The following is a 24573-nucleotide window of genomic DNA, read 5'->3' on the forward strand; positions in this document are numbered from 1 at the left end:
CTTCTTCGAGCAGCGCGCGACCGAAGATTTGAAGGCCACAAAGTCGCGAAGGTTGGGGTAGGCCCGACGGGGTATGGGCGCCGTTCGAAGAGCGGGGAGACGCCCGACAGAGCGGCAGATCTGTCGGTCGCCTAGAATCTATCGACTGCTATCGATGGCCTAGGATTCGCTCGAGTGTCCTCTGCTATCCGATACTACTCCACAGCACTCCCCTCCGTTCGCGCAGCCAGAGTGGGCGTTTGTGTTCACTCCATCGCTTTCGTTCGCCGACATAGAGCTGCCCGCTTCCGCAGCGTCAGAGCCGATTCTCTACATGTAAAAGCTGTACCTTGGAGCGATCTCCTGCCCGTCTCCGAGGTACTTCAGCACCTGCCCCACCTGTCTTGCCGTCGCAATAGTAATCGGCATTCCGTTGTCGAACTGAGTGTTGTTCCAATTCATCTTGATCAAAGCCAGGGTCTCGTACGCGATATGCTGCAGTGGTTGACCGAGGACCTGACATCGCAGTATCAGCGGCCGCGGCACATACATTCCGGGATATGTGCGGAAGAAGTCGACGCTGCCGCGCGTGTAAAGGTGCGGAAATCGACGCCTCAGTTCGACTTTCTTCTGACCGCTTACAATCTTGGTAGCGTACTCTGGCTTGACGCTCAGAACGAAGTCGTGGCGGAAAGGTCAAGGTTGTTCATTCAGTGACGATCGCAAAATTTCCCACGATCGGGCATTATCCTACGCGAAACAAATTGTGAACCGCTGATTGATCCAAATCGGCGACGGAGGTCACCGAGCGATCGGCTTCCGATATTGCGGTTCGCAAGCCCGCAGGAAACGCCGAAGCAACAGGCGTCACACTCGCCTGTCTGTAACCCAAAGGCCGTAGTGTGGCAGAGCAATGGCTCTTGGGATCATCACAAAAGAAAGGACGCTTGGCTGCCGCTGTTGCAGTTGTGGGAACAACCGCTTTCAAGTCGAGGCAGAGTTTGGGTTAACGACTGAGATGAGGCGCAAAGCAGCCATGCCGCCGCCGCGTGTGAGACTCTGCTTCGGGTCACAAGCAAAACAGCAGCCCTATGGCTCGTCCCTCACATCGCGCAAATTAGACACGACCCGGCGGTTCTGCGACCTGCAGGCGTTGTCGGGGCACTCGCGGACGAGCCTGTCCTTGCCGTAGCCCTTGGCCCACATGCGGTTGCGGTCTATGCCGCCGGCGGCGAGGTAGTCCATCACCGCATCGGCGCGCTGCTGCGACAGCGCCGTTTCACTTGCGCCGGGATCGTCGGCGAAACCCTGCAGCTTGAGCAGCCAGCGCGGATGCTTTGCTAACCAGGCGATCTGGGTGTCGAGGGTGGCCTTGGCGACAGAATCGAGCGCGGCCGAACCTTGCGTGAAATAGGTGCGGCGGCCGACATTGAGGATAAAATCCTCCTCGCTGCCCGGCTGCACGTTCTGGAAGCCGGCAACCTCGGTGTTGGTGACGTCGGGCGTGGAAGGGGCCAGCGTGTTGCTGGTCGAGCAGGATGCGACCAGCACCAGCAGGCCGGCGGCGAGCAGCCGGCGCGTGTTTTCAATCATGCGGTTCATGAGGCGCCAATCATTCGACAGTGGTGGAAGCGGGCGCCTGGTCGGCGATGTGCGGCAGGACCTGCACCGCGGTGCCGATCGGGCAGCGCTGGTAGAGGTCGATGATGTCTTCCGGGAACATACGGATGCAGCCGCTGGAAGCGTCGGTGCCGATGCTCCATGGCTCCAGCGTGCCATGCAGGCGGTAGCCGGTGTCGGCGCCGTCGCGGTGCAAATAGAGCGCGCGCGGCCCGAGCGGATTGTTGGACGCGCCGCCTGCGACCATGGGTGGTAGGTCCGGCTTGCGCTTACGCATTTCGGGGGGCGGGACCCATTGCGGCCACAGCGCGCGGCGGTCGATCGTCGCGCGGCCGTACCATTTGAAGCCGTCCTTGCCGACGCCGACGCCGTAGCGGATGGCGGTCTTGTTTTCCATGATGACGTAGAGGAAGTGGTGGCGGGTATCGACCACGACGGTGCCGACCGGCTCGCTGCTGAAATACTTGACGATCTGGCGATGCCATCTCTTGTCGATCTTGGCGAAGTTGGTCTTGCGATAGACAAAATTGTTGTCGCTGGCGGTACCGGCGAAAAAGGATTTTGCCGCCGCGGCTTGAGCAATATTGCTGGTTGCACCCACCGCGACCAGCGCCAGGCCACCGAGCACGACACCCCTGCGTGATAAAACCATCGGCAATATTCCCCCATGCCTAAAGCCTGGCGGACCATAGTTGAGAATTATTTCGCCTCAAAGTGGAAAATGCTGCGTTGCTTAAGTCGGCCGTGTCCGGACATTCGGCAATTTGGCGGCGAGTGACCGAATTGTGACTATCTTGCCGAGGACGAACGTCTAACCTAAACCCCCTCCAGGACCTTACCAAATTGGCGCGACTGTTTGGGACCGGGCGTAGTTGCGACATTTGCCCTATCCGGAAGTGTGAGCGATGCCGTGGGCATGATGCATGCTTTTCGTTCGGTTGCTGCGATGATCGTGATGTCCGGCGTGGCAGGTTGCACCAGCATTTCCTACTACGCACAATCCTTGAAGGGTCACGTGGAGATCATGGCGGCGCGCCAGGATGTCGGAGAGCTGATCGACAATCCTTCGACCCCTGGGACATTGCGCGCTCGAATGGCATCGGCGAGCGCCATCCGACAGTTTGCGATAGATGAACTAGCGCTGCCGGACAACAACAGCTACCGCAGCTATGTTGACGTTGGTCGAGACGCGGTGACATGGGCCATCTTTGCAGCGCCGGAATTCTCGCTGACGCCACGAACATGGTGCTTTCCGGTGTTCGGATGCGTACCGTACCGAGGGTACTTCTCCAAAAGGTCTGCGATTGAAACCGCTGTCGAACTTCAGAGACAGGGCCTGGACATCTATATGACGGGCATCACTGCATATTCCACGCTCGGCTGGTCAAGTGACCCGCTGCTAAGCACCATGCTCAGCCAAGATGAAACGTATCTTGCAGGGCTGGTATTCCACGAACTCGCTCACCAGCGCGTCTACGTGCATGACGATTCCTCGTTCAACGAAGCGTTCGCTGTCGCTGTCGAAACAACGGGTGTGAGAAAATGGCTGCGCGCGACCGGCGATACTGCCGGATTGCGCCGTTACGAAGCCGACCGGAGGCGCAGAGCTGAATTTCTTGTGCTGGTGTCGCAGACCCGGGACGAGCTAAGGCATGTCTATGACGACGATGTTACTTCTGAGCCGAAGTGGGCCGCGAAGAAGGCCGCGATCGAACGGCTGAGGACGCGATACCGACAGATGCGCGACAGGCGCTGGGGTGGATACCGTGGATATGACGCCTGGTTCGATGCTCCGATCAACAACGCAAAGCTCGCCGCGACTTCCGTCTACAGCGATCGGGTGACTGCGTTTCTCCGCTTATTCGATTTGTGTTCGGGCGACTATCCACGGTTCTTCGCGTCGGTTCGACGGATAGGAGCGTTAGACAAATCTGACCGCGCCGAAGCGCTCGAGGCCGCAGATACATGCGATTGGGCCGGTCAAATCCGAAGGCCAGAAGCGGCGAATCGGTCGCTGATGTACTCGGCAGCCAGCGCAGGTGATTGAATTGACCATTTGTCGGCCGATTTCCTAGGTACTTTGACGTCGGCGGGGCCAGAAGACGCATGTCGGCCTACAGAAGCCAAAAGCGGACTTGCCTGAACTCCCCGAGGGGTCCTGGACCACAATGATTGCCGGCGGGCTGTGGCGCCTCAGTGTGCGCCCCTACGAGGCCGAAAACCTCACGCTCACGCCGCGCTGCCGAAAATAAGCCTGCATCAGCTTGCGGCCCGAACGGTTGTTCTGTGCCAGCCTTGCCGGATCAAACACCGCCTGTTCTATCCCCTCTCGCGTCAGCGCTGCTTTGAGCGCCGCGATATGTGCGTCGATGTCGGCATTGTTCGCCCGGAGCGATGCATAGATGCTGTCGGTCGCCTCGGCCACGGTCGGCTCGCTCACGGGTGTACTCCTTTGGCTATTCGGGCGGCGGCTTAGCACAGATCAGCGGCTTCGCCGATACCGATAAGACGGCTAGATGGGCGGCAACAGTGTTCCTTGGGGTCGGTTGTGAGTCATAGGTTCCGCCTGAGTCGGAGATCGCAAGCCATGTCGACATGAACGAGTGAGGAGGATTGGACGCACACGTTCGAGTATCCGGGCTTGCCTGCCGCGCGGCTGACCGTCCGGCCGCGCGGAAGTCGTTCACGGCAGCACGTCTACGCGTCAATTCAGGAATTCGAACCGATGACGCGCATCGCTTGGGGTGGCAGTCCGAAGATCTCGCGAAGGTCGCCACACAGTAGAACGGATAACCCAGCGCCGTTGAGGGCCGGGGAATCAAGACCAATACGGATCGGAGAAGCACTATGAGCTACGCTATTGTAGGATTTCGGTAAGATAGGCCAGGCCCTCGCCCACGCCTTCGCCCGTAAAAACATCGACGTGACCGTCGCGAGCCGCCGGCCGCCCGAGGCGCTGGCGCCGCAGGCTCGGGCGATTGGACCCACGGTCGTCGCCAAGTCGCTGCGGGATGCACTCGAGGCCGACACAATCATCTTGGCGGTCCCGTTCGGGGAGCATCGCGAGGTTGCGAAGGCCCTGCCGAGCTGGGAAGGCAAGACAGTCATCGACGCGACGAACGCGTTTGGAGTTCTCCTTGAAGAGCTGGACGGCCTCCCGTCCTCCGCCTTCGTCGCGAAGGCGTTCACCGGCGCCAAGCTCGTGAAAGGTTTCAATCACCTGGTTGCGGCCACCCTGGCTGCCGATCCGATCGTCGAGGGCGGGCACCGGGTCGTCTTTCTGTCGAGCGACGACGAGGACGCGATCGCTCCCGTGGCGGCCTTGGCCAAACAACTCGGGTTCGCACCCGTCAAGCTGGGAAAGCTCAACGAGGGTGGCGCGCTGGTGCACGCACGCGGCCGCACTTGGGGCCAGCTCATCTTCCAGGATTTGTTCAAGAAGGAGCAGTAATCGACCTACGACCGTGTGATCGACGCCGAGAACTGGTCGCGCGCGCTAACTTCTTCGAGCAGCGCGCGACCGAATATTTGAAGGCCAAAAAGTCGCGAAGGTTGGGGTGGGCCTGACGGCGTATGGGCGCCGTTCGAAGAGCGGGGAGACGCCCGACAGAGCGGCAGATCTGCGGGTTCGCCTAGAATCTATCGACTGCTATCGATGGCCTAGGATTCGCTCGAGTGTCCTCTGCTATCCGATACTACTCCACCGCACTCCCTCCTCACTCCCACTCGATCGTGCCTGGCGGTTTGCTCGTCACGTCGTAGACGACGCGGTTAATGCCGCGCACCTCGTTGATGATGCGGGTGGCGGCGGCGCCCAGGAATGCCATGTCGTAGTGGTAGAAATCCGCAGTCATGCCATCTACCGAGGTGACGGCGCGCAGCGCGCAGACGAATTCGTAGGTGCGGCCGTCACCCATCACGCCGACGGTCTGCACCGGCAGCAGCACGGCGAAGGCCTGCCAGATGGCGTCGTAGAGGCCGGCCTTGCGGATCTCATCCAGATAGATGGCATCGGCCTCACGCAGGATCTCCAGCTTTTCGCGGGTGATGCCGCCCGGGCAGCGGATGGCGAGACCGGGGCCGGGGAACGGATGCCGGCCGATGAAGCTGTCGGGCAGGCCGAGCTCCTTGCCGAGCGCCCTCACCTCGTCCTTGAACAATTCGCGCAGCGGCTCGACCAGCTGCATGTTCATGCGCGCGGGTAGGCCTCCGACATTGTGGTGCGACTTGATCGTCACCGACGGTCCGCCGGTGAAAGAGACGCTTTCGATGACGTCGGGATAGAGCGTGCCTTGCGCCAGGAAATCGGCGCCGCCGAGCTTCTCGGCCTCCTCCTCGAACACTTCAATGAACAGCCGGCCGATGGTCTTGCGCTTCTTCTCCGGATCCGACTCGCCCTCGAGCGCGCCGATAAAACGGTCCGAAGCATCGACCAGGATCAGCGGCAGATTGTAGTGCTGGCGAAACATCTCCACCACGCCGGCCGCCTCGTCCTTGCGCATCAGCCCGTGGTCGACGAGGATGCAGGTCAGCTGATCGCCGACCGCCTCGTGGATCAGCAGGGCCGCGACCGAGGAATCGACGCCGCCCGAAAGCGCGCAGATCACCTTGCCCTTGCCGACCTGCTTGCGGATCGTCTCGACCGCGTGCTCACGGTAGGCCCGCATCGTCCAGTCGCCTTCGATGCCGGCGATGTTGTGGACGAAGTTTTGGAGCAGCCTGGCGCCGTCCGGCGTGTGCACCACTTCGGGGTGGAACATGAGGCCGTACATCTTGCGCTCAACATTGCCGAAGATGGCGAAGGGCGAGCCCTCCGATTTTCCGAGCACCTCGAACCCCTTCGGCAGGGAGATGACACGGTCGCCATGGCTCATCCACACCTGGTGGCGCTGGCCGGGCGCCCACAGGCCCTCGAACAACGGGCTGTCCTTGGCGATCTCGACGAAGGCGCGGCCGAACTCGCGATGGTCGGAGCTTTCGGCGACGCCGCCCATCTGCACGCACATCGCCATCTGGCCATAGCAGATGCCGAGCACCGGCACGCCGGCGTCGAAGACGATCTGTGGCGCGCGCGGACTGCCGATGTCGCTGGTCGAGGCCGGACCGCCGGACAGGATCACCGCCTTTGGATTGATGCGCTTGAACGCCGCCTCAGCCGACTGGAAGGGCACGATCTCGGAAAAGACGCCGGCCTCGCGAATGCGGCGGGCAATCAGCTGAGTGAACTGGCTGCCGAAATCGACAATCAGGACGGTGTCGGGATGATTGGCTGTTTTCATGGCGAGCGTTTAAAGAAAGAAACGAGTCGGCGCAATGGGTTGCGGGCCGTCTCTCTCACTCCGAATCCGCATCTTCATGCGACAGGTCAAAACTGCAGCGTGTCAGACGCGATCGCCTGTTCCAGCAGTTGCACCGCCCCGGCCAGCTTCTCGTCGATGACATGCAGGTATTCCGTCCAGTCGCCGACGTGCCTCAGATCGGCCGCCCCGTCGGAAATGCCGCGCAGGCCGATAAGCGGCACGTCGAACAGCTGACAGGCGCGCAGGCAGGCGAAGGTCTCCATGTCGACCATATCAGCGGCGACCGCGTCGTAGGCGGCGCCGGAGACGATTGCCGCGCCGGTGGACAGCGTCGCCGGCCTGATGCCCGGTATCCTGAACGGTAGCGGCACACCGACAGGCAGGTCGAGAAACGGCGTGGCGCCCTTCTCGAAACCCAAGGGCGAAGCGTCCATGTCGCGGTAGGCGACCGAAACGGCCTGGTAGATTTCCGTCTGCTCCAGCATCCGGCTGCCCGCCGAACCGAGCGACACGACCAGATCCGGCAGCGCCTTCCCGGCGTGCAGCCGGGACAGTTCGGCGCTGAGCCCGACGCCGGCCTCGACCGGCCCGACGCCGGTCATCAGCGGCGTGAACAGTCGCTGCAAGTGTGGGCCGTATTCGGCTTCGGCCGCCATGACGAAGAGAACGGACTTGCCGGAAATCAGGGTGAGCTCACCAGGTGTCTTGCCGGCCATGATCGTCTGTCCTCCCCTGCCCGTTCCTCAGCCCTCGATATCGTCGCGGCCGAGCACCGTCATCATCGTTCCGGTCATCGTGGCGATCAACTTGGCCTCGCCGTCGGTGGCGAACGCATAGGCCTGGCCATCGGCGACGATGATGGTGCGGCCGGGCTTGGTCACCGAGCCGCGGAACAGAAAACGCTCGCCCCGGCCGGGCGCCAGCAGATTGACCTTGAACTCGATGGTCAGCACGCCGGAATTTTCCGGCATCAGCGAGAATGCCGCATAGCCACAGGCCGAATCGAGAGCCGTCGAAATGACGCCGGCATGAAGAAAGCCGTGCTGCTGGGTCAGTGCCGACGAATAGGGCATTTCGATCTCGATGATACCGGGCGTCACCAGCGTCAGCTCGGCGCCAATCGTCATCATCGCGTTCTGGCGCGCGAAGGACGTCCTGACGCGGTCCTCATAATCGGGAGCAGGAACGATCTTTGCTGCCATGGCCGTCGCCCTTCGTTTCTCGACAAATCTTATTGCAGAGGCATTTATCGCAGAGGGGTGGGCGGCAGGCAATCGCAAATGCTGCACTGCAGCAATTGGCTAAACCTGCTGATAAGAAGCGAGATCGGCGACATCCGGCAACCGTTCAGCCAGCCCGCCGCAGCGCGCAGAAATAAAAGCCGTCGGTGCCGCTCAGCAACGGCGACAGCGAAATGCCGCCCGCGGCGCCAATACGCACTGCCGCTTCGTGGCCCGCAAAACGGCTGTCCCAAAGCTGGCGGTGATCGACCGGGACAAAGCCGGGATGGCGGTCCCGGAAGGCCGAAACCTGGTCGCCATTCTCCTCGTCGAACACCGAACAGGTGATGTAGACCAGCAGGCCGCCGGGTTTGACGAAGTCCTTGGCGGCATCGAGTATCGTCTCCTGCTCGCCCTTGCGGGCGTCGAGCTGCCTTTGCGTCAGCCGCCATTTGGCATCCGGCCGGCGCCGCCACGTGCCGCTGCCGGTGCAGGGCGCATCGATCAGGACGATATCCATGTGCTTGCCGAGCGGCGCAAGCTCGGCCGGCTTGGTGACGATCTGCACATTGCGGTTTTCCGAGCGGCGGATGCGGTCGAATATCGGCGCCAGCCTTGCCTTCTCGGCATCGTGGGCGAAGATCTGGCCGCGATTGTCCATCGCCGCGGACAGCGCCAGCGTCTTGCCGCCGGCGCCGGCACAAAAGTCGAGCACCTGCATGCCAGGCTCGGCGCCGGCCAGTTCGGCTGCAATCTGCGAACCTTCGTCCTGAACCTCGAACCAGCCTTTCTGGAAGGCCGGTTCGGCCTGCACGTTCGGGTGTCTGCCGTCGCCGTCGATCGGCGGGATGCGGATGCCGTGCGGCGCGATCCGCGCAGGCTTGGCGCCGGTCTCCGCCAATTCCGCCAGCACCTTGCCACGATCGGCCTTGAGCGTGTTGACCCTGAGGTCGAGCGGCGGGCGAGTGCCAAGCGCGGCACCCTCTTCCACCCAGGCCGTGCCGAACGCCCGCTCGAACAGCGGCATGCACCAGTCGGGGATGTCTGCCCTGACAGCCGGCGGCGCGTCGGTGAGCCGGCGAGCGGCGAGGGTTTTCAATTCGTCGGCGTTCAGCAGCGGCGGCGCGAACTTGTCGCCCTCGAGCGCCTCGTTCAGCGACTGCGCCGTCTGGCCCCATTCGAGCAGCAGCGCGCCGAAGCCGATGGCGCGCGGCGTCTCCTCGCCGAGCAGCCAGCCGGCGGAGCGTTTGCGGCGCAGCGCGTCGTAGACGATGTTGCCGATCGCGGCGCGGTCGCCGCCACCGGCGAAGCGGTGCGACAGGCCCCAGTCCTTCAGCGCATCGGCCACCGGCCGGTGGCGCCGGCCGATGTCGTCAAGCACTTCGATGGCTGCCGCCAGCCGCCCGCCCAGTCTCATTGTCGTCTTCCATTACTCAGCAAAATAAAATCCGGCCCTGCTCTTAGAGCTTTTCGTGTCCTGATTGAAACAGTCTGTTTCCCCGACGGCGAGACAATCCATGCAAGGCGGGTGACGAATGTGGGTTGGTGCATCGCGAGCCGCCGCCACCAAGCGGGCGTCGGCATGCGGGACCAAATAATTCGATCAATATATTATAATCCTCTAATGTTCTTGTCTGGCGAGCACAAGCACGCCGGCAGGTGCAACTGCGCTGCTTTGCAACTTTTGCGGTTGCGAATACTCTTTGCGCGGTGATTCGCGTCGCAGAAAAAAGCGGAGCCGCGGGTCGATACGAGGAGAGGGCAATGAAAACTTATCTGGCGGAAGTTCTAGGCACGTTTCTATTGGTGTTCATCGGCACGGCTTCGGTGGTGACGGGCGGCTTCGGCGGCGCGCTGCCGCTTGGCCAGGAAGGTATCGGTCTGGCATTCGGCATCGGCCTGATCGCGGCGGCCTATGCGATCGGCCCGATCTCGGGCGCGCATCTCAATCCGGCGGTGACGCTCGGCGTGTTCCTTGCCGGGCGGATGCCGGCCAGGGACGTCATTCCCTACTGGATCGCGCAGGTCATCGGCGCCATCATCGCATCGCTGGCACTGTGGATCATCGTCTCCGGACAGGTCGGCGGCCACACCGGCGGCTTCGGCGCCAATGGCTGGGACGTGACGAAATGGGGCGTCAGCTCGGCCTTCCTGTGGGAGCTGATCGGAACCTTCACCTTCGTCACGGTGATCCTCGGCGTCACCAACGCCAAGCACACCACGGCCTTCGCCGGCCTCGTAATCGGCCTGACGCTGGCCGGCCTGCATTTCGCCATCATCCCGGTGACCGGCACATCGCTCAACCCGGCCCGTTCGATCGGACCGGCGCTGTTTTCGGGAACTGCGGCGATCGGCCAGCTGTGGCTGTTCATCGTCGCGCCGCTGATCGGCGGCGCCATTGCCGGCGTGGTTGCCAAGGCCGGTATCTTCGAGAAGGACTGACTTTTCGGAGGCCCAACGAAAAGGCGCGGGTCGAGGCCCGCGCCTTTTTTGTTGCGTCGAGAACTTCGTGTGCTGGATCAGGCCGCGAGGTCAAAACGGTCGGCGTTCATCACCTTGGTCCAGGCCGCGGCGAAATCCCTGACGAACTTCTGCCCGGCGTCGGCCGAGCCGTAAACCTCGGCAAGTGCACGCAACTGCGCGTGCGAGCCGAAGATCAGGTCGGCGCGGGTGCCGGTCCACTTGACCGCCTTGGTCTTGCGGTCGCGCGCTTGGTAGACTTCATCGGAGCCGGCGGCCGGATCCCAGACCGTATTCATGCTGAGCAGGTTGACGAAGAAATCATTGGTCAACGTGCCCGGCCTGTCGGTGAACACCCCGTGCTTCGACTGGCCGGTGTTGGCGCCGAGCACCCGCAGCCCGCCGACAAGCACCGTCATCTCCGGCGCCGTCAAGGTCAGCAGCTGCGCCCGGTCGACCAGCATCGCTTCGACCGACATCGGCGGCTTGCCCCTGACGTAGTTGCGGAAGCCATCGACTTTCGGCTCGAGCGCGGCGAAGGACTGGACATCGGTCTGTTCCTGCGAGGCGTCCATGCGGCCTGGCGTGAACGGCACCTTGACGTCATGGCCGCCGTCTTTCGCCGCCTTCTCGACCGCGGCGACGCCGCCGAGAACGATGAGGTCGGCAAGCGAGACTTTCTTGTCGCCGGACTGCCCGGCGTTAAACTCGCTCTGGATGCCTTCGAGCTTTTCGAGCACGTTGGCCAGCTGCGCCGGCTGGTTGACCTCCCAGTCCTTCTGCGGCGCCAGGTGGATGCGGGCGCCGTTGGCGCCGCCGCGCTTGTCGGAGCCGCGGAAAGTCGAGGCCGAGGCCCAGGCGGTCGAGACCAGCTCGGACACGGACAGGCCGGAGGCCAGGATCTTCGCCTTCAGCGAGGCGATATCCTGTTCGCCGACCAGTTCGTGGTCGACTGCCGGTATCGGATCCTGCCAGATCAGCTCTTCCTTCGGCACGAGCGGGCCGAGATAGCGGACGACGGGACCCATGTCGCGATGGGTCAGCTTGAACCAGGCGCGGGCGAAGGCATCGGCGAACTGATCCGGATTCTGGTGGAACCGCCGCGAGATCTTCTCGTAGGCCGGGTCGACGCGTAGCGCGAGGTCGGTGGTCAGCATCGCCGGGGCGCGGCGCTTCGAGGCATCGTGCGCATCCGGCACGGTGCCTGCACCGGCGCCGCCCTTCGGTGTCCACTGATGGGCGCCGGCCGGGCTCTTGGTCAGTTCCCATTCGTAGTTGAACAGATTGTCGAAGAAGTTGTTGCTCCATTTGGTCGGCGTCGTGGTCCACGTCACCTCGAGGCCCGAGGTGATGGCATCGCCGGCAATGCCGGTGGCATGCTTGCTCGACCACCCGAGGCCCTGCGCTTCGATGCCTGCGCCTTCCGGCTCCGCCCCGACCAGCGACGCATCGCCGGCGCCGTGGGTCTTGCCGAAGGTGTGGCCGCCGGCGATGAGCGCCACGGTTTCCTCATCGTTCATGGCCATGCGGGCGAAGGTTTCGCGGATGTCGCGTGCCGAGGCCAATGGATCGGGCGTGCCGTTCGGCCCTTCCGGGTTGACGTAGATCAGGCCCATCTGCACGGCGCCGAGATGGCCGTGAAGTTCGCGGTCGCCGGAATAGCGCTCGTCGTCGAGCCACTTGGTTTCCGACCCCCAGTCCACGTCCTGCTCGGGCTCCCAGACATCGGCGCGCCCGCCGGCGAAGCCGAAGGTCTTGAAGCCCATCGATTCCAGCGCGACGTTGCCGGTGAGGATCAACAGGTCGGCCCAGGAGATCTTCCTGCCGTATTTCTGCTTTATCGGCCACAGCAGCCGGCGCGCCTTGTCGAGATTGGCGTTGTCCGGCCAGCTGTTGAGCGGCGCGAAACGCTGCTGGCCGGCGCCGGCGCCGCCACGGCCATCGCCGATGCGATAGGTGCCGGCGCTGTGCCAGGCCATGCGGATGAAGAGCGGGCCGTAATGGCCGAAATCGGCCGGCCACCAATCCTGCGAATCGGTCATCACCTGGTGCAGATCCCTGATCACCGCATCGAGATCGAGGCTCTTGAATTCCTTGGCGTAGTCGAAGTCCTCGTCCATCGGGTCCGAGAGGCTGGACTGCTGGTGGAGGACGGCAAGGTCAAGCTGGCTCGGCCACCAGTCACGGTTGCTCCTCCTGGCCGATCCATGTGGGACCGGGCATTTGCCGGCGCTGTTGTCGTCGGTTTTCGCGTCCATCTTTGCCTCCGATTTGTTGATTTTCCGGGATTTTGTTGATTTTCCGGATGGGCCTCGAGCCGCACCACTCTGGAATGGTTCCAGATTAGGCCGCCTTGCCGATAAAAACAAATTGCCTTTGCTGTTTGTTGCGATAGGTTTTCCTTATGATTGGTTTGACCGTCCGGCAGATGCATTATTTCGAAGCGCTGGCGCAGACGCTGCATTTCGGCCGCGCCGCAAAACTCGCCGGCGTCAGTCAGCCGGCGCTGTCCGCGCAGATCGCCGAGATGGAGCTGCGGCTCAATTGCCGTCTGTTCGAGCGCGGCGGCAAGTCGGTGCGCATGACCGACGAGGCGCAGGTCCTGCTGCCGCGCATCGAGCGCATCCTTGCCGACGTCCGCGACGTCGAGGCGACGGCCCGGCGCGGCCGCCCGGCGCTGGAAGGCCGCTTCCGGCTCGGCATCATCCCGACGGTGGCACCCTATCTCTTGCCGCATGTGCTGCCGGAGCTGAAACGGCACTTTCCGGCCTTGCAGCTGGAGTTGCGCGAGGCGGTGACCGCGTCGCTGGTCGAGGACACCGCCTCGGGAAAGCTCGACGCCTTCGTCGCGGCACTGCCCCTCGATTACCCAGGCCTGGTCACCGAAGAACTTTTCCCGGACCGGTTCTTCCTGGCCGTGCCGGCCGGCGATCCCGCCTTCGCCTCGCCGCCGGTGCCGCCGGAAAGCCCGGCACTGGAGCGGCTGATGCTGCTGGAGGAAGGCCATTGCCTGCGCGAACAGGCGCTCGCCGTCTGCGGCAGCGTGCGGCCGGTGGCGATGGCAAGCTATGGCGCGACCAGCCTGACGACGCTGCTGCAGATGGTGGCGCACGGGCTCGGCGTCACGCTTATCCCGGAAATGGCGGCAGGGCCGGCCAGCACTATCCCCGATCTGAAGATCGTGCCGTTCCAGGAACCAATGCCGCAACGCACGATCTGCCTCGCCTGGCGGCGCAACAAGGTCCGCCACGACGAATGCGTCGAACTGGCCAAGATCATCCGCGGGCTGGATGCGGCGGTGCTGGCGGCGTGAGCGGCGGGTCAAGGATCCGGTTTTAGCCCCGAAGCCAACCGGCAAGCGCCTTCGAAAGGAACGACTTCAGTTCCTTTCCCAGGCCGCGAGCAAGCCGCCATGCGGCTCCGCACCAAGGTCCGGCACGATGAATGCATCTAGCTTGCGAAGATCATCCCGATTGGAAGCGGCGGTGCTGGCGGGTGAAGGTGCGCCGTACCATCCAGCGGAAGTCTGGTGTTGACCCGAAGTCGACCCTCGCAGACCTGAACGGCTGCTTTGCGCCGCATCACAGCCGTTGGGTAGGGAAGATGGTCATCCCGAAAGCCGAAAGTTCCGTTTGTTCGAATGATGACAACTAAGGAAATAGGAAACAGCCTTTGCGCGCAATTCCGTGCTTTGGCGTTGCCGAGGGTGCTTCACTAGCATTGATCTTTTCGGTGCGGCATCCGCGGCGTGCAGTAAGTGGAGAATACAATAGCGGTGAGGGCCGCGATCGGTGAGGTTCAGTGATGAATCATGCGCAGAGTACCAGGTCAAAATGTCTCCGCTGTGACTTCACCTTTATTAAACCACGGCCCTTGATTTTACTTCACGGGATACGCGGCAGGGGGTGCAACGCCATACCATCCCTCATTCCGTTATGCCTCGTTCTGGCGTTGGCATCTCCGGCAAATGGTCAGTTGGCGCCCGAAGCGTCAGCGGTTACCACAGCTAACGACAGCTCGTCGGTCGCGGTTTCCGAACACACCGAGGTCGGCAAAGAACCGGGCAAGCCACAACCGAGCGCGCTCCGATCCCCTATATCTAGAGAGCTGGTGATCAGCGAAACACAGGCACTCAAAACACGGGCACTCAAGGAGGGCGCGCAAACACCGCTCGGCGAGCATGAGGAGGCTTTACGCCGCGAATTGGCCGCAGCACGAGCGGAGCTAGACATTATGCAGCGCGGCGCACGTGAGCTAAGCGCCCGGGCACACGTACTGGCAGACACGGTGGCTCAGCAAGCACAAGCCCTAAATGAGCAGCAGCGAACAGACGAAGCGCTCGCGCTCGATCTGGAGGCGGCGCAGCGCGTTATCGAAAGCTACAGGGCCGAAGCCAGTCTCTGGAACAGCGAGAAGGCTGCCGCGCCTGGAGCGCACCCCTCTATGGACGCCTCCCAGCTTGCTGCGAAGCGAGCGCTTGATGACGAGCGGCACAAGGTTGAGCTCCTGGAACAAGAACTTACCACGGCTCGCCAAACTATCGATGCTCTTAAGAAAGGCGCAAATCTGGCAGCCGTCGAGCAAGCCAACGCCATAAGGGACCGACAGGTGGCCGAGGCCGCTCTAAAGCAGGCTCGAGAAACACTCGAACGGGGACGCGAACGAGCAGATTCAGCTGTACGTGACCTCGATATTGTTCGCCGGGAACGCGATGCTTTAAAGCAGAGCTCGGTAGATTTGAGTGCCGCGCTGGACCAAGAGCGTGAACGGGCTATCGGTCTAGCCCGCAGCCTCAGTGCCGCGCGTGAGGCAATTGATATTGTCAAGGGTAAGCGTCGCACTGCGGCTGTGGAGCGCGCGCCGAAAGCACGTACCCCCGCGAGTGCACTTGCAAGTAGGTTATCGCATTCGGGCGCCCAACCAGCCCGTAAACCGGGCTTGCCGAAAAAACAGAAAGTGAAGGTCCAAAAGTCGCCACAAACTGCTCTGCTGGCAACCATACCTCTTCCCGCAGCATTGCTTCCAACACGGCCATCCAAAAGCGGCGAGCCGCGCCAGTGAAGACTAGGGAGCGAAAGCCGCAGGGGAGATGACAATGAACAAGTATGTCGCAGCCGCGTTGACGATCGGGATCACAATTGGGCCTGCCTCGGCACTTGAAGCAGGCGTGGGCGGTAGGGCCGGCGGTGTCGGGGTCGGTGCTGGAGTGAGCGCCGGTTCGCAAGGCGTATCTGTCGGGGCGGGCACGAGCGTCGACGGCGTAGGCGGAGCAAATGTTGGAGCTTCGGTCGGTGCAGATGACGGATCAGTCGACGCAGGCGTTAGTGCCAGCGGCAACGTTGGTGACACAAGCACAAGTGCCAGTGTGGGCGACGATCCGTCCGCCGAAAACGAAGCGGCTACGGCACCCGACAGTTCGACTGCAGTGACGGCCCCTTCCCCTGCCAAGACCGCCAGGCAATCCATCGTCCTGCCACCCGTCCTCAGGCCTTCCAAAGCCGGTGGGAGTGACTCCACCAAGGGGTATCCCTTTGGATCTCTGGGACCACTGACAGCGAGACCCGGTACGCCGGTTGCGGTCGTGCAAGCCTGCCGCGCGGCGATCATGGCCGCTGCGACGCCGCTTGGCGCCGTCCGTGTCCACGCGGTAAGCGCAGGCGCATTGCGTCAACTTCGGGGTGCACGCACGGCGCCGATCGAGGTGCGAATAGACTACGCAAGAAAGGGTGGCATCGAAGTCCGACAGGCGCAAGTCAGTTGTCGCCTCGATGCGTCGGGCAGGGTCACTGCGATAACATAGCACCAAGCCTGATTGCCAGAGCTGCCGCACGCCGACAGCGGCACGATCCGCTTCGCCATCTACAAGGCGGCCTTCTTCGTCGGTGGCGCCGTAGGTGTTGGTCAAAGGTTCGGTTTGAGCCACGAAGCCAACCCGCAAGCCCCTTCGAAAAGAACGGCTTCAGTCGCTTTCCCAGGCTGCGAGCAACGGGCCTTTGCTGCCATAGACAGGGTCCTTGCGCGGGCGGTCGACCCTGGGGATCGTTACGACCGCCTTGGCATGGTAGGCGGCAGTCGTGCACAGGTCATAGGTGCCGGATTGAGGATAGGCGCCGACGACTAGAAAATCGTCGGATGCGGAAAGTCGCTGGTGCCCGGTGCCGGCCGGAAGCACCGCGACGTCGCCGGCCTTCAGCGACAGCGTTCGTCCCTTCTTGCCGCCAAACCGGACTTTGGCCGTGCCGCGCGCGACGCCCAGCACCTCGTGGATGCGCGAATGGTAGTGAATGTGCCCATAGATGCCGTTGCGCCAGCTATCGCCCCAGCCATTTGCTTCGAAAAGCGCCTCCATGACGGCCGCCGGGTCGAATTCTTCAGGCAGCTTGACGGCGCCGCGATAGACGACAAGCGGCCAAAACGGATGGTTGGGCACCAGGCCATCATCCCCAAACCGAAACGCATTCGGTCTGCGCGGCCTCAGGAGATCGGCGACCTCTCGCCTGCCGGGTCTGGCCACACCGGTGACCTGCTCGACGGTTTTCTTCATGCTTTGCAGAATGCTCATGGTGTGGCCTTGGGTTGGTGGGAGCTTCATGCCGATTAACCGGCTGCATGGCGCTCGGTTCCGCTGAGGGCAGAGATCAACCCACACCAGAGGCGTGAAGACGGACCTTGTGATCCTTCCACTTTATGCAAAATTCCCGGGCACGCTCGGCGATCTCCCGGTCCGGATTCACAACGAAGAAGGTTCGGCAACTGTACGCAGTCGCCCGAACAGCAATCGCAGGCATGCCAAGAGCGTGTAACCAGCTTTCCACCTCCGCGTCATGACCGCCTTTGAACCTGCTGTTGTGATGGTAGATCACCGCGCACCTGCCCGCGCTCAGTGCACGCACCTCTGACAGCGGGATCTGCTTGCCGAAATTTGGGGCTCTCCAGCGCCAATCCTCATCGCCTACTAGCCCGTTATCCGGATCGGCGAAGACAAGGTCGCACTGAGCTAATTGATCAAGACTTTTCTCAAACCAACTCTTCCGCGCAGCACTGCGTTCTGAAGCTGGTAATCCTGTCGGGACAGGTTCAGCGGCAAAGCACGAATCTTCATAGAACGCATTTTGAAGTTCTCGCACCGACCTTCTGCCAAGAACTGTTTCCCGAAGAAGGTCAAAAAGTTCTGGATCCAGATGACGCCAGTTCTCCCGCTCGTGTAGATAAGCGGTGTGCCTACCGTCCTCATTGTGGCGTTCATCTGGATATAAATACCAAGATACACCAATCTTACCAAAGGCACTTAACGCCCGGATTAAGGCAAGTTTGACATAGTCTCCAACGTCTCCCGCGTATCTATCTTGCATCTTGCGGCGTTGGCGAGGTGGCTGGAGCTCGAGGTTCAGCATTATCTGTGCCAATAGGGCGCAGACTATCAATGACAGCTTGAAGCTCGTCGAGCCGTACTTCGAGTGCCTTCAGTTGTTCCTGAGTTCTGTCGTCAGCTGTGGACGAGAGTTCCTTTACTCGGTCACCAAGAGAGTCCACCCTGCTGTCTACCCCTAGATAAAACGTCACGATGCCGCCTACAAAAGTGGCCCAAAGCGTTAGGACAGCAACCCCGCCAACTAGAGCTCCAAGCCATCCAATTCTGTTAAACAACTCACGTGTTTTACTTGCTTCCTGTTGTGCACCAGAGGCGTTATTTCTGGCTGACTCACTGGCTTCCAACGCTTTTTGAGAAACATCACGTGCTTGTTCTGCTATTCCCGTCGCACGGGCGACCATAGTAGGAATTGAACTTCTGATGCCAATATTTGGCTTGTCTTTTACAAGTGGAGTTGCCGCCTTGCGGAGAAATTTCTCTATTTCCCAGTGTTCGGAATGCGTTTCGCCCTCAGCGAGAGTGATACGGCCTTCGCGGGAATCGGAAGTGGTCTTTGTGAATTCCACCCAGATGAGTCCCTCACTCAGCGGGAGTTCATAGTCTTCGTTGGTAAGATTATGCAACGGTATACAGAGTTTTCCCCAGAATCCAGGATCGACGAGTGGTCCTGTTCCTAGCAATAGACCGCGGTGAACGTGCCGAATTTGAAGGTTAAAACGAAGGGCTATATATTTTGGAAGGCGAAAGTCGAGATCTGACTCTACGAAGACGATCGAGTTCGCAGGAATAACTAATGGTTTGTCTGGAATAAGTACGGGCTTGAGTTCGTTTTCGTCGTCAAAGACGTACGCCTTCGATCCGATTCGACCTTCATAAGATGCCTTCTTCAATCGCGATTTGCGGCCGCCTCCCAGGAAAAATGGAGCGATAAGGCCAGTCGCGAGCACATACTTTTCAATATGCTCTGCAGAGAGCAGCGACGGTGGAATCTCGTCAAACGAGAAAGGGTCGGGTGTATCTAAGCAAGCCCGCGCGAGCTTGTCCGCGTCCTGAACCGAAAGCACGCACCTCTCGACGTCAGCTGCCTGCCCGCTCAAGCCAGCACTCCGTTAGCTTCTAAAACCCCTAGTTCTGAAAATCCGTACCAATCGATCCGCTGCATTATTTCAGAACTAACCATCCTGATGAATTTGGAAACGGCACTGTTAGGGTTAGATACTGAAGCTGCCGGGCCAACATAATCAAGATGATTTAGGACTATTCTATTGGGCGTGTTGGCGCGTATGGCCCGCCTAACAGAGCTTGCGTCGAATTCTCCGACCCTCCGTTCTTTTTTCGTAACCGTCGTGTACTCGCGAATATCTCTCTCTAGGCCCGAACGCTGGGCAATGCGGGCCCATGAGGTTTCTCCTGGTAGCGGCCCAGAATCTCCCGCTACACGGATTGGAAAGGCGCGAAGCACCATCGTAACGTTGTCGACCAATAGTGGGCTTAACCCTGCTTCCGCCAGTGCAGCCGCAGCTGTGGTGCATCGCGCTGTAGCCTTTGGCCAGTGTCCCCCGTCGAGCAGAGACAGGCCGAAACCTTGAGTCCCCTCAATAACGACTCGCTCCTCGGCAAGTAACTTCTTATGAAGGAGGGCTGTTGTGTCTCGCCGGAACTTCTCAAGCCGCGCATCATTGCCAGCATGGAGCGCTTCCAGTGGGAAATTCTTCGCGCCGCGTGCCGCGGACGCCAGTAGGGCAGCGCCAACTCCGGAACCCGTGGAACCGATAGACCCGACAAGACCAGAAGCCTCTTCCCAGGCTATTTGCTCCGGGGTGATGAGACTGGCATATTTGCTGATGTAAATACGATCTAGAGGATAATCGAGTTCATTGATCTCTCTGAGTAATATTTCCGTGTCTAGATATGACCCGGCCGGAAAGACAACGTCGACATTGCGGTCGATGCAGGCGGCAGGCATCTGCCGGAGTGCCCACTTTTTCCCGTCGCGATCATACGCCGTGTGGCCGGAGTTCGGCCCACCCACTCGGATGACCGTTACGGGACCGTGGCTGCGCCTTACGATTTCAAGCGCGACCTTTCCCTTTCCCTCGGAGCCAAATTGGCCACCAACTACGATGGAGATTGGCATGTCTTATCCCTTACCCGTGCAACCAGTCGGTCTGCCCACGGCTCAATTTCTTCCTTGTAGCCCTCATTCTGGAAGATGTCGTGTGCCAGAGCGCGCATGGATTCCACCTGGCTCTCGACTTCTGAATTGGCTACAGCATCGAAATCACCATCGGTGGCCCGCGACATGTATCTCTCTCGACGTGTTCTCTCGTCTGCGCCCACAAAGATATGGACGTAGCTGCCTCCGGCACGCTCGGCTAGGAATGCGTGGTCCTCTGGGAACCGAAGCCCATCCACGACAATCGCTTGAGCCTCACCAACCCGCGAGAGCGTCTGTTCGGCCAACCACCTCTGCCTTCCGGCGAGGTTTATCTTATTGCCCAGTGCCTGGCGATGCCTCCTGTCCAGCGGCTGTCCTCGTGCCCGCAATTCGTCATCAATGACGAGGCTGAAACGCGTGTAGGCGAAGCCCCTCTTCTCAAGAGCCCGCGCCAGGGTCGTTTTGCCGGCAGCGATCGGTCCACTGATACCAATGATGGTCGGATGAGCTTTCCCATTGAGCTTCGGGATTATCAATGGCGGCTCCTCGGACGTTCCCATGGCTTCAACCAGACCTGCCCAATGAAACGAGCCGACCAGCGCTGAAGTGATGGCGTCAAGTTCATCATGCGAGGCGACGCTCAGATCGCCGATCACACCGAAATCCGTGAGACCCATTTTCAGCCATTCGATACCCGCGCCTTTTCTCGGAATGCGCATTATGTCCTGCGCGGCCCCAGGATAGCTCTCAACAACCGGAACGCCCAGCCTCCTGAGCGACGTGGCAAGCCGGATCCCTCGCGCCGTCAATTTCTGCATACTAGGCAGCAAACAGGGATAAACATTGATCCCGCGCCTCTTCAGTTCGCGCTCGCATTCGCGCATAATTCCAAAGCGCTCTCGGCCTGGGTCGCTATCCTCAACGCTTGTTCGCCCCGTGGGAAGACAGAGCGGGGAGTCGATGGAGACCAGGTTCGGATTGCTGCTGAGCGTCTGCTGAAGGATGTCCTCGTCAGTAAAAAGCGTCTTGACCGATGCCTCCTTACCGTCGAGCAAACACCAGCCGGACCCCCGCTCCTCGGAGCCGGTCAGGTCGATCCCAACCACTCGGACGCGTTCTGCCGGTCCGCCACCGAGCAGTTGATCAAAATTTGGAGCGGACGAAAGCTCGGCTCTGGCGGCGCCGAATTGTGGAATGTCGATCCAGCCCCTTGGCGCTGCCCATTCTCGGAATACTGCACGCCTTAAGAAAAGGTCCGGTTCGATCCAAAGCCTGTCGATCACCTGATCGAAAATGGCACCCATTGCCGCGATATCGGCGCGATTGTATCGAACAAGAGTCTCCAAAGCGGCGGCGTCGCCGCGCAGATATCGATGCCACAGCAAGACCGCGGCAAAGCCATCGACACCCGCGATCTCACCTCTCAGGGCGAGTCCAAGCTCTCTTTCAATCGCCTTTTGCCCTCCCGTCAGACCTACCCGACGGCAAAGGTACATTAGGTCAATGTGATGCGGTGGCAGCGTGATATCCGGAAACTCCTGTCGGATGAACCGCTGGTCAAACCGGATGCCGTTGAATGTCACCAGGGCGAGCGCCTCCTTGGCATCCGCCAGCAGCCGCTGATGGCTCTCACCCTTAATCATCGTGGAAGCGCGGCCACCGATGGACCAACCGATGACGGTAATCTCGTCGTAGTGATGGCTCAGACCGGTTGTCTCAATATCAAGAAACAGCACGCGCTCCGGATATTGACTACAGAGAGCAAGCTGCTCTTTCAGCCGCGACGGCAAGACAGGTCTGCGCTCACTAGTAGCCGCTCTTGGTGCACGCGCCAGCATCAGACAGAGTCTCTGAGAATTAGCAGAACCTCCCGCGTCTGCGGGGTGACGATTGGCCTGAGCGCAGTCGCCATCGCGGATGTCCCCTGCGCCACCACGCTCTCTTTTGGCCGGATTAGTGGCACCCTCATGCTCCGCTTGTTGCCCCGCGCTAGGCTACCTCGATCAGGGCCCTTTTGGCGACTATTGGCGATTCGTTATACAAGGATATTCGATTGGTTCGTGACATGCACGGTGATGACTTGAAGCGGAAGAAGACAGATTTCGTGGTAGGAAAGTACGACGCAACAATCGAGTCGATCGTCGATGATGCGTCGCGCCTTCATGACTACGGCTTTAGCAGATCCACATGGTATCGAGGCGCGAACCTAATGCGGCGTCTCGGTTCTGATCGCGCACTAGAACTCATGGACGCAAGAGCCGACCGGGCACTCGCCCGCGGTGACCTGGCTATGTGCCACAAATGGCGAGATCTTATGGGCGTGATACACGCAATTGAATCCGATGAGCCCCAGCCGACCGACAGGCTTCACTGAGATTAAGCTAGGGGCCAGATGCAGGTTTCACCGACCACGAACTGTGATTTCCACCTAGCAGCGCGGCGAGTTCCTGACAGAGGCGTTGAAGCCTTTCATCGATCCTCCAAGGAGGATTGCAAACGATCAAACCGCTACCGGCCAGAATGACGCCGTCACGCCGATATGGGCAGAATTCAGCGCGGAGGACGTTATTGAATCCTGCGCCGATTGCGGCATTGGCAACAGAGTCACCCAAATGCGCATCTTTGATGGGGTACCAAACCGCGAAAATCCCGGTTGCCCATTTGCGAAATCCTGCTTGGAGCGCAATCGCAATCTGATCCGTTTCATCTTCTCGTTCAAACGGGGGATCAATAAAGACCAATCCCCTCCTTTCCGGAAGCGGCAGCATCGCCCCGACCGCCTCATAGCCGTTTCTCTGGTGGACTGAAATTCGACGATCCTTACGATATCGTTCTTTCAGCAGCAATCCGTCCTCCCGATGCAACTCACACACGATAAGTCGATCGTTTTCCCTCAAAGCATGCCTTACAAGTTCAGGTGAGCCAGGATAGACTTTTAGGCTCTGCTCATTCAGAGCATCAAGAACCTCTACATACATAGGAGCGGCCGAGATGGCTTTGCCAAAGACCTTGTTTACGCCTGCATCCTTCTCGTTGGTTCGAACAGCTTCTTCTGAGTTAAGATCGTAGATGCCAATCCCGCCATGGGTATCCAGCACAGCGAAAGGGGAAGACTTTTGCAGTAAGCGTTCCAAGATCAGCGTCAGAGCGGCATGCTTGAACACTTCGGTGTGGTTGCCTGCGTGGAACACGTGTCGATAGTTCACTGTTTCTCGAATCCTTTCTCGCATGAACCAAAAATTACGCCGAGGGCCTTAGACCGAAGGGCAGCTGCGGAGAAAGCGGAAAAGTAGGCAATTGGCTGATCGCTCGCCCCCACCCTCACGGCACAAATATCAAAAACACCCAAGTAAAAAACACCACAAGGTGCACCAGCCCGGTCAGGAACGTCGTCCTTTCCGTGCTGAAACTCACATTGCAGATGAAAAGCGCCAAGACCAAAAGCACCACGTCGGTCGACGGCAGCCCCAGGGTCAGCCCTCTTCCGGTCAGCAGGCTGGCGGCGGCGATTCCCGGTATTGTCAAACCGATTGTGGCGCAGGCCGAACCCATGGCGACGTTCAGGCCGCGCTGCAGCTCGTTGTTGAGTGCGGCGCGAACCGCCGAGATGGCTTCCGGCATCAAGACCAGCCCGGCGATCATTGCGCCGACAATGGCGTCGGCCTGGGGCACCTGATAGGCGACGAGCGCATCTTCGACGCTGGCGGCGACCTGTTCGGCCAGCATGACGATGCCGATCAGCCCGATCAGCAGGAGCACAGCGCTAGCGGCAATGCTTTCGTGGGCCTCGGTTTGCGCCGCGACGCCATGTGCTTGTCCGTCGATGAAATCGTCGCGGTGGCGGACAGTCTGCGCGAACAGAAAACCCGCATAGAGCAGCACTGAAAGCACGCTGACGAAGCCAAGTTGCGCCGCCGAGAACGTGCCGGGATCGGTGGTTCGCGTGTAGGTCGGCAGGATAAGCGTCATGACGCTCAGCGCGACCAGAACCGCCAGATAGGCGCTGGTCCCTTGGCGGACGATCGCCTGCTTGCGATGGCGCCAGCCGCCAAACGTCAGACACATGCCGACAACGCCGGTCGAGGTGATCATCACCGTCGAGAAGACGGACTCGCGTGCCAGCGTCGGGTTGTTGGCTCCATGCAGCATGATGGAAACGATGATCGACACTTCGATTGCCGTTACGGCGATGGTCAGCACCAACGTGCCGTACGGCTCGCCTACCCGCCTGGCCACCGCCTCGGCGTGGTCGAGCACGACGAAAATGGTGATGAACATGATCGCGCTCGACAGCGCGCCGATAAATATCCTGGTGCCAAGCGACCCTTCGTCCACCGACACCCCGCTGGCCCTGACCGCGACAGCCATCGCCAGGGCGGCCAACGGCATGCCGTAGGAAACCGCCGATCTTGCGAAACCACTCATTCCAAGCCCCTTCCGCAAGCCGTGTTGCAGGTCCCTTCT

General features: G+C 60.7%; 19 protein-coding genes and 1 pseudogene. 5 read left to right on the top strand and 15 right to left on the bottom strand.

Annotated features, from left to right (window positions below; all coding sequences use genetic code 11):
• Positions 1–1068 precede the first annotated feature (1068 nt).
• Together NKG95_RS09385 and NKG95_RS09390 are read right to left on the bottom strand one after the other, a co-directional pair.
• Positions 1069–1581, bottom strand: coding sequence for an OmpA family protein (locus tag NKG95_RS09385; protein ID WP_353040515.1), 513 nt, complete (start codon positions 1579–1581; stop codon positions 1069–1071).
• A 10-nt stretch (positions 1582–1591) separates the two neighbouring features.
• Positions 1592–2251 (bottom strand): L,D-transpeptidase, encoded by a 660-nt coding sequence (locus tag NKG95_RS09390; RefSeq protein WP_352482339.1) that lies wholly within the window; start codon positions 2249–2251, stop codon positions 1592–1594.
• 264 nt (positions 2252–2515) lie between these two features.
• On the opposite strand from NKG95_RS09390, the gene NKG95_RS09395 reads away from it, so the two are divergent.
• Entirely contained in the window at positions 2516–3646 is a 1131-nt protein-coding gene (locus NKG95_RS09395) for an aminopeptidase (RefSeq protein ID WP_353040537.1), read from the top strand.
• A gap of 159 nt (positions 3647–3805) precedes the next feature.
• On the opposite strand, the gene NKG95_RS09400 is transcribed toward NKG95_RS09395, so the two are convergent.
• Entirely contained in the window at positions 3806–4039 is a 234-nt protein-coding gene (locus NKG95_RS09400) for a hypothetical protein (RefSeq protein WP_023716496.1), read from the bottom strand.
• Between the two features lie 407 nt (positions 4040–4446).
• On the opposite strand from NKG95_RS09400, the pseudogene NKG95_RS09405 reads away from it, so the two are divergent.
• Positions 4447–5050, top strand: a pseudogene (locus tag NKG95_RS09405) (NADPH-dependent F420 reductase).
• 265 nt (positions 5051–5315) lie between these two features.
• Here the strand turns inward: NKG95_RS09405 and guaA are convergent.
• From guaA to NKG95_RS09425, 4 genes are all read right to left on the bottom strand, one after another.
• Positions 5316–6878 (bottom strand): glutamine-hydrolyzing GMP synthase, encoded by a 1563-nt coding sequence (guaA, locus tag NKG95_RS09410; RefSeq protein ID WP_352482341.1) that lies wholly within the window; start codon positions 6876–6878, stop codon positions 5316–5318.
• An 86-nt stretch (positions 6879–6964) separates the two neighbouring features.
• Positions 6965–7615 (bottom strand): 5'-methylthioadenosine/S-adenosylhomocysteine nucleosidase, encoded by a 651-nt coding sequence (locus NKG95_RS09415; RefSeq protein WP_023716494.1) that lies wholly within the window; start codon positions 7613–7615, stop codon positions 6965–6967.
• Between the two features lie 27 nt (positions 7616–7642).
• Positions 7643–8101 carry a PaaI family thioesterase gene (locus NKG95_RS09420; RefSeq protein WP_023716493.1) on the bottom strand — a complete coding sequence of 153 codons (459 nt, stop codon included), beginning with the start codon at positions 8099–8101 and terminating at the stop codon, positions 7643–7645.
• A gap of 145 nt (positions 8102–8246) precedes the next feature.
• A complete protein-coding gene (locus NKG95_RS09425; RefSeq protein WP_353040516.1) occupies positions 8247–9536 on the bottom strand; it encodes an RsmB/NOP family class I SAM-dependent RNA methyltransferase in 1290 nt (429 codons plus the stop codon).
• A 347-nt stretch (positions 9537–9883) separates the two neighbouring features.
• On the opposite strand from NKG95_RS09425, the gene NKG95_RS09430 reads away from it, so the two are divergent.
• Positions 9884–10561: an MIP/aquaporin family protein gene (locus NKG95_RS09430; protein WP_023677138.1), complete on the top strand. Its 678-nt coding sequence runs from the start codon at positions 9884–9886 to the stop codon at positions 10559–10561.
• A gap of 77 nt (positions 10562–10638) precedes the next feature.
• Here the strand turns inward: NKG95_RS09430 and katG are convergent, their stop codons facing one another.
• Entirely contained in the window at positions 10639–12837 is a 2199-nt protein-coding gene (gene katG / locus NKG95_RS09435) for a catalase/peroxidase HPI (RefSeq protein WP_353040517.1), read from the bottom strand.
• Between the two features lie 146 nt (positions 12838–12983).
• Between katG and NKG95_RS09440 the strand changes: the two genes are divergently transcribed.
• Entirely contained in the window at positions 12984–13892 is a 909-nt protein-coding gene (locus tag NKG95_RS09440; RefSeq protein WP_353040518.1) for a hydrogen peroxide-inducible genes activator, read from the top strand.
• Positions 13893–14689: 797 nt separating this feature from the next.
• On the top strand, positions 14690–15640 hold the full coding sequence (locus NKG95_RS09445) for a coiled-coil domain-containing protein (protein ID WP_353040519.1): 951 nt from the start codon (positions 14690–14692) through the stop codon (positions 15638–15640).
• An 898-nt stretch (positions 15641–16538) separates the two neighbouring features.
• Here NKG95_RS09445 and NKG95_RS09455 read toward each other — a convergent pair.
• From NKG95_RS09455 to NKG95_RS09485, 7 genes are all read right to left on the bottom strand, one after another.
• Positions 16539–17141 carry a cupin domain-containing protein gene (locus NKG95_RS09455; protein WP_353040521.1) on the bottom strand — a complete coding sequence of 201 codons (603 nt, stop codon included), beginning with the start codon at positions 17139–17141 and terminating at the stop codon, positions 16539–16541.
• Positions 17142–17217: 76 nt separating this feature from the next.
• Complete coding sequence (locus NKG95_RS09460; RefSeq protein WP_353040522.1) at positions 17218–17973, bottom strand: hypothetical protein; 756 nt, start codon at positions 17971–17973, stop codon at positions 17218–17220.
• Complete coding sequence (locus tag NKG95_RS09465) at positions 17921–19048, bottom strand: dCTP deaminase/dUTPase family protein (protein ID WP_353040523.1); 1128 nt, start codon at positions 19046–19048, stop codon at positions 17921–17923. The genes NKG95_RS09460 and NKG95_RS09465 overlap by 53 nt, the downstream gene beginning before the upstream one ends.
• Entirely contained in the window at positions 19045–20088 is a 1044-nt protein-coding gene (locus tag NKG95_RS09470) for an adenylosuccinate synthetase (protein ID WP_353040524.1), read from the bottom strand. The genes NKG95_RS09465 and NKG95_RS09470 overlap by 4 nt, the downstream gene beginning before the upstream one ends.
• Entirely contained in the window at positions 20070–21899 is a 1830-nt protein-coding gene (locus tag NKG95_RS09475; RefSeq protein WP_353040525.1) for a ribonuclease H-like domain-containing protein, read from the bottom strand. The genes NKG95_RS09470 and NKG95_RS09475 overlap by 19 nt, the downstream gene beginning before the upstream one ends.
• Positions 21900–22490: 591 nt before the next feature.
• Positions 22491–23315: a 23S rRNA (adenine(2030)-N(6))-methyltransferase RlmJ gene (locus tag NKG95_RS09480; protein WP_353040526.1), complete on the bottom strand. Its 825-nt coding sequence runs from the start codon at positions 23313–23315 to the stop codon at positions 22491–22493.
• Positions 23316–23430: 115 nt separating this feature from the next.
• Positions 23431–24534 carry a calcium:cation antiporter gene (locus NKG95_RS09485; protein WP_353040527.1) on the bottom strand — a complete coding sequence of 368 codons (1104 nt, stop codon included), beginning with the start codon at positions 24532–24534 and terminating at the stop codon, positions 23431–23433.
• Positions 24535–24573: the final 39 nt, after the last annotated feature.

It is taken from the genome of Mesorhizobium sp. M1423, from assembly GCF_040317575.1.
Lineage (GTDB): Bacteria > Pseudomonadota > Alphaproteobacteria > Rhizobiales > Rhizobiaceae > Mesorhizobium.

What these genes read in the sequence shown, in the direction of transcription:
- NKG95_RS09420 (WP_023716493.1), bottom strand. Translation starts at nt 8,101, where the DNA reads ATGGCAGCAAAGATCGTTCCTGCTCCCGATTATGAGGACCGCGTCAGG.
- NKG95_RS09415 (WP_023716494.1), bottom strand. Translation starts at nt 7,615, where the DNA reads ATGGCCGGCAAGACACCTGGTGAGCTCACCCTGATTTCCGGCAAGTCC.
- NKG95_RS09470 (WP_353040524.1), bottom strand. Translation starts at nt 20,088, where the DNA reads ATGCCAATCTCCATCGTAGTTGGTGGCCAATTTGGCTCCGAGGGAAAG.
- NKG95_RS09425 (WP_353040516.1), bottom strand. Translation starts at nt 9,536, where the DNA reads ATGAGACTGGGCGGGCGGCTGGCGGCAGCCATCGAAGTGCTTGACGAC.
- NKG95_RS09460 (WP_353040522.1), bottom strand. Translation starts at nt 17,973, where the DNA reads ATGCTGAACCTCGAGCTCCAGCCACCTCGCCAACGCCGCAAGATGCAA.
- NKG95_RS09455 (WP_353040521.1), bottom strand. Translation starts at nt 17,141, where the DNA reads ATGAGCATTCTGCAAAGCATGAAGAAAACCGTCGAGCAGGTCACCGGT.
- NKG95_RS09395 (WP_353040537.1), top strand. Translation starts at nt 2,516, where the DNA reads ATGATGCATGCTTTTCGTTCGGTTGCTGCGATGATCGTGATGTCCGGC.
- NKG95_RS09440 (WP_353040518.1), top strand. Translation starts at nt 12,984, where the DNA reads ATGATTGGTTTGACCGTCCGGCAGATGCATTATTTCGAAGCGCTGGCG.
- guaA (WP_352482341.1), bottom strand. Translation starts at nt 6,878, where the DNA reads ATGAAAACAGCCAATCATCCCGACACCGTCCTGATTGTCGATTTCGGC.
- NKG95_RS09430 (WP_023677138.1), top strand. Translation starts at nt 9,884, where the DNA reads ATGAAAACTTATCTGGCGGAAGTTCTAGGCACGTTTCTATTGGTGTTC.
- NKG95_RS09390 (WP_352482339.1), bottom strand. Translation starts at nt 2,251, where the DNA reads ATGGTTTTATCACGCAGGGGTGTCGTGCTCGGTGGCCTGGCGCTGGTC.
- NKG95_RS09485 (WP_353040527.1), bottom strand. Translation starts at nt 24,534, where the DNA reads ATGAGTGGTTTCGCAAGATCGGCGGTTTCCTACGGCATGCCGTTGGCC.
- NKG95_RS09385 (WP_353040515.1), bottom strand. Translation starts at nt 1,581, where the DNA reads ATGAACCGCATGATTGAAAACACGCGCCGGCTGCTCGCCGCCGGCCTG.
- katG (WP_353040517.1), bottom strand. Translation starts at nt 12,837, where the DNA reads ATGGACGCGAAAACCGACGACAACAGCGCCGGCAAATGCCCGGTCCCA.